Origin of the sequence: Yeguia hominis (genome assembly GCF_014384705.1) — a bacterium.
Classification (GTDB): Bacteria; Bacillota; Clostridia; order Oscillospirales; family Acutalibacteraceae; genus Yeguia; species Yeguia hominis.
In genome coordinates this window covers 1-5,437 of record NZ_JACRSN010000036.1, presented here as the reverse complement: position 1 = coordinate 5,437, position 5,437 = coordinate 1, and the positions used below count along the sequence as shown (strand labels likewise).

Below are 5,437 nucleotides of genomic sequence, written 5' to 3'. Positions count from 1 at the left end.
GAGGGGCTTGGTAATCGTGCTTGTAATGTCTTTCATTTTCGTACCTCCGTAATTCAAGTGTTGAAGAAGTTAAAAAGTCGGGATAGTAATGGAAGGGATTATCTTTCCCAATCATTTCTGCCCCGACGGGGTTTAGATTGTTCTTTTCGGGCGGCTGCTCTGTCCTCCCGCTCCTTGCGCTCCTGCGCTTCCTTGATACTGAAAAGCTCCTTGACCTTCTCTACAAAGGCCTCCACCAGCTTCGGGAAGTGTTCCAGTGCCTGCAAAAACGGCTGGCATTTTTCTTTGAGCCGGTCATACCGTTCCTGCAATCGCTCCACAGCAGAGGACGCATTGAAATACTGCCTTTGATAGTAGGAAACGCTGCTTTTCAAATCTTGGATTTCACTGCGGCTTGTGATACCCTCTTTTGCAAGTGCCGTGAGCTGCTGATAATCGTCCTTGGAAACGGCAATCTTGCCGGTGATGGTTTTCTGCCCCATACCCTCAATCTCTGCCATTGTCTTGCGGACTTCGTGAGCAGGTTCATAGCGCACCTGCTCGGCTTCAATGCGTTCCTGAATGTGGGCAAGTCGTTCCTTGTCCTTCTGAATTTGATAATCCAGACTGCTCAGATTCTCCGCTGTGCTGTCCAATACGCCACGCTCAAAGCCGGTGAAACCCGCTTCGGTCATATGCGCAAAGAGCTTGTCTTGCAGAACGGAATAGGACTTGCGGAACATCGGCTTTCCGTATTTGCTGATAACCTGCTGCCCGTTTTCGTCCAGCAGAGGAACGGTGTTCTTCCACTTCTTTGAGTGGGAAACTTGGTTGATGACCTCCTTGACCGTACCTCTCAGGGCTTCGTCCTTGCAGCGTTTCGACCACAGGATTTCTTTTCGGACGGTGGGGATCGCCACGATGTGCAGGTGGTAGTGATAGACCGGCTTGCCCAGTTCTTCGGACACCGCCTTGTTGATCTCATCGGCGTGCATAACCGCCGACACAATGTTGTCCTCGCCGTAAATCTCACAGCCGAAGCGATAGGCTTCCTCATAGAACTGCTTGGCGTATTCGTATCCACCGTGCTCCTCAAAGTACCTTGTGTTCACATCAACGACCAACTCATTAAAGATCGTTGCGCCGGCTTTCTGTCCTCTTGTGGAGATTTTGCCCTCGTCAATGAGCCGCTGGAAATACTCGTTGTAGGTCAAACCGCCCGTGTCCTTGAAGTGAACATTGCGGGCAATTCGCTCGGTGTCCACATTGAGATTTGCGTAGCTTTCGTTCTTGCGCTCATTGTGTCGCTCGGTTTTCTGCGCTCCCTCTGCGGAGATTTTCTCCACTCGGATAACGCTCCAGTTTCCTTCCGCCATTCTCATCACCTCCAGTCAGCGGAAAGGGAGGGGTGCGGGTTACGCAACTTTTTCAAAGTGCGTAACCCACTATGACACTTTCAGCTTCGCTGCAAAGATGTCGTGGGCAAGGGCTTTCCTCCCTTGACCTCCCTCAAAACCTCAATCAAATAGGCAGGTCGTCCTCGTCCGTGACTTCCTGCCCATTCTCAATCGGTTTTTCAACCTCCGGCAAAGTCCAGTACCAAAGAAAGCCGTCCTTCACGGAGCGAACTCCGGCTTTCTTTTTGGACTTCTTGTAGGTTGATTTCTTGAAGCCTGCGGCTTCAAGCTTTGCTTCGCAATCGGAAGCCAGCCGTCTGCCGCCCGACAGCAGGGAACGGATAAAATCCGTTGCCGCTTCCTCACGGGCATTCGGTCTGCCCATCCTCGGCGCAGAAGCAGAGAAAGCATCCTCCGCACTTAGCTCCATCTCATCAAGAAAGTTTACGCCCTTGTCGGCTACCTCAAAGAGAATAGCCGACCCCATCGGTGCAAGGTTGCTCTTGACCTGCACCAGATAACGCTCGGCGGGGTTCTGCTTATTTGCCGTGCGTGTGACGGCAAGAATGCTTCTCGCCGCACCGGCAATGTCGATAGAGCCGTTGGTGCGATAGAGGGGGCTTGTGTCCTTCGCCTTGTTCATATGGGCGATGATAACAATGGCGCAGCCGGTGTCCTTGGCAACGGCAATCAGGTGGTTAAACTCGGCTCTCGTTTCGTTGGCGTTGTTCATCGAGCAGGTGTCACCGATATACGAACTCATCGGGTCGAGGATCAGCAGCTTGGCGTGGTACTTCTCCACGGCTTCACGGATACGGTCATCCCCGAAGGTCAGGCTCTTTTCGTCCTCCTTGATGAAGATGAGCCTGTCTCCATCACCACCTGCCGAATTAAATCTCGGCACAACGGTATCGTCTGCATCGTCCTCGGTGGTCTGATAGATAACGGTCATCGGCTCGCCGCTCTCGTCCTCATCGGCAAAGGGAAGCGGTGCTCCCTTGGAAAGCAAAGCGGCAAGAGAAAGCATCAGCTTACTCTTGCCGTCTCCGGGGTCGCCTTGCAGCAGTGTGACCTTGCCGAAGGGGATATAGGGATACCACAGCCAGCGCACCTCTTTCGGGGTGATCTCGCTGGCCTTGATGATTTCCAGCTTTGCAGGAATGTTGTTTGGATAGTCTGTCATTGTCTTGTTCTCCTTTTCGATAGATAGTGCGGGCATTGGATAACGGTGGCACGGAAGCTCTGCTTGCAGCTCCTTTCGCATTTTCTGCAAAGCTCGTTATATTTCTTCCTGCCACGCTCATCAAGAAAGAACGCCCATTCTCTCTTGAGGTATTTCGGCATACGGGGCATAATGGACACCTCCTTATCGCTGCCTAATTGCCGATTTGCTCCCGAAACGCAGAAACGCCCAAAACCTGACCCCGCTGTATGGTTTCGGGGCGATTTTGGGCGTTTTCCTTCGATATGAGCGGCTTTGTTTTGGCGGCGGTATCCTTACCGTCCGTCATTCACAAGTCGCTGTTTGTCGCTTCCGGGTAACAAAAAAGCGCCGTATTGCTACGACGCTTTTGTCTTGCTCGGAAGATGGAGCAAGGGAACGCTATTCAATTATCTGTTGTACTTTTTCTTCCTGCTTACAACCGTTGTGCCAATGGCTGCACCGCCACTGATGAACAACAGGGCAATCCACAGTGCAAGGTTGCTTGTATCGCCGGTCTGCGGACTCTTATCGGATGTTCCCGGTTTGGTACTGGCAGGTTTTTTCTCAAGAGCAGCAATCGCATCTTCGATAGCCTTTGCCATCTTGTCTACTTCAGATTGCTCCGTAATATTTTTACCACGGACAACAGCTTTGACAGCGGTTTCCACACCGGAGAAATCCTTGTAGTCATCCTTCTTCAAAGCGTTTGCTTTGGCAATGGCTGCATCTACCTTTGTGTAATCAGCATCCTTGTATTGCAGGGCAGCAATGGCATCTTCAATAGCTTTCGCCATTGCATCCACTTCGGTCTGCTCCGTAAGGTTCTTACCACGGGTCACAGCATTCACAGCGGCTTCCACGCCGGTGAAGTCCTTGTAGTTATCCTTGTTCAGTGCATTTGCTTTGGCAATGGCTGCATCTACCTTTGTGTAATCGGCATCCTTGTATTGCAGGGCAGCAATGGCATCTTCAATAGCCTTCGCCATTGCATCCACTTCGCTCTGTTCAGTGATATTCTTGTCACGGACAACAGCATTGACAGCAGTTTCTACAGCAGAGAAGTCCTTGTAGTTGTCCTTGTTCAGTGCATTTGCCTTGGCAATGGCTTCGTCGACCTTAGTGTAGTCGGCAGGTAAATAAGTCATTGCAATGGTCTGCGTATGAGTTGCTGTATCAGCTGTAATCGTAATATTGAGATTGAAAACCTCGCAATTATCTGCGCTGACTTCGACAGTATAAGTACCCGCTTCCAAATCAACAGGGTTTGCTACTTCCTGACCATTCACTTTTATGACTACATTCGCCAATTCAGCAGGTGTTACGACAAAAGAAACTGTATACTTAGGTGCAGGCAAAAGGGGTGTTCCATTAGAATTAAATCGATAATTGCCACCAGCAGCAGTGATTTCATTAAAGAAATCTTCCGTTTTCATAAAGTCAAGGGTCTTTTCTATTCCAGCATCCTGGTACTTAAAGCAAGCCGGGACATTTTCATTTTCCACGAAATAATTGTTTTCAAAAACAGGTGTATCAGAAGAAACACCGCCTGCAATACCGCCCAAACGCTTATAAGGTGTAGTGGCAGTATATTGAGATAAATCCATTTCACCAGCGAAATAGCAATGTCTGATTTCTGTACCTGCACCAACTGTGCCTGCAATGCCGCCGAAATCCGTAGTGCCATGGCCAAGAGGAACCATTTTCCCGGTGGAATAACAATTGATAATCTTTGAGCCTTGATACAACTGCCCAACAATTCCGCCGGTATGGGGTGTCCAAGAGGTCATATCGCCTGTATTGGCGCAATACTGTACGGTACTGTTGTCAGCAACACCTACGATACCGCCCATCTGCAAAGAGGTAGTATCCGTCGTTACTGAAAAATTCCCCTTGTTTTGGCAGTGTTCAATCGTGCTATTTATCGCATATCCGCACAAAGCTGTAGGGCCGTTGATATATTTGTCCGTATCCGTGAACGATACATCCGAAATGCAGTCAGAAATTTTGCTGTTTTCTGCAACGCCCGCAACTGTTCCAAAAAAGACATACCCTGAATTGGACACATCCAGCTTGCCTTGAATTGTCAAACCGGAAATTTCAGCGCCGTAAGCCACGCTGAAAAATCCGAAAACCGGATACTCTGCCTTTCCATAGTTTTCGGAAAAATCTAAATTGGAAATCGTATGTCCGTTTCCGTAAAATTTGCCGCTGAAGTAGTGCAGCAGATTTCCGTCGCCGTCAAAGACGCTGCCAATCGGTTTCCACGCAACACCTGTTAAATCCAAATCCGCATCAAGAGATACAACCGCATCTGTTTTATCGTCATATTCGCCATTGTCCACAGCTTTTGCAAATTGCAAAAGCTCATCTACTGTTGTGATTGAGGTTTTGTTGCTTTGCTCGTTCTCTTCTGCAAACGCTGTCATCGGAACAAGTGCCATCACAAGGCACAACGCAAGCAGAAGGCTTAGAAGTTTCTTCTTCATTTTTATTCCTCCAAAATAATTCTATCCGCTATTTTCTTCCTCCGACAGCGGACACGCCAGAGAAGATAGAAGGTTTAACCGGAAAAGATCGATTTGCCGGTCGTGGTTAGGACTTCAATATCAAACCACCATCCTTCCGGCAAACGCAAAAAGCCGAAGCCAAGGCATAATGCGCCCTGTCTCCGGCAACTGGTTCGTTATAAATTGTATGAAATAAGACTTGACACACTGAAAAAACGGCACTATGCTCCTGCCGAGCCGAGCCGAGCCGAGCCGAGCCGAGCCGAGCCGAGCCGAGCCGAGCCGAGCCGACAATAATTGTCGCATTTCCGTTTGCCATAGTCAAGTCCTCCTTCCATAATTTCTAAGGC

General features: G+C 49.4%; 4 protein-coding genes. All 4 read right to left on the bottom strand.

Annotation, left to right across the window (positions count from 1 at the left end):
- Positions 1-98: 98 nt before the first annotated feature.
- Entirely contained in the window at positions 99-1,355 is a 1,257-nt protein-coding gene (locus IAG03_RS13765) for a plasmid recombination protein (RefSeq protein ID WP_249320681.1), read from the bottom strand.
- Positions 1,356-1,500: 145 nt separating this feature from the next.
- Positions 1,501-2,559, bottom strand: coding sequence for an AAA family ATPase (locus IAG03_RS13760; RefSeq protein WP_249320679.1), 1,059 nt, complete (start codon positions 2,557-2,559; stop codon positions 1,501-1,503).
- Between the two features lie 428 nt (positions 2,560-2,987).
- The gene (locus IAG03_RS13755) at positions 2,988-5,066 is read right to left on the bottom strand and encodes a GLUG motif-containing protein (protein ID WP_249320677.1); all 2,079 of its coding nucleotides are present in this window, start codon (positions 5,064-5,066) and stop codon (positions 2,988-2,990) included.
- Between the two features lie 106 nt (positions 5,067-5,172).
- Positions 5,173-5,406, bottom strand: coding sequence for a hypothetical protein (locus IAG03_RS13750; protein ID WP_249320675.1), 234 nt, complete (start codon positions 5,404-5,406; stop codon positions 5,173-5,175).
- Between the last annotated feature and the right edge of the window lie 31 nt (positions 5,407-5,437).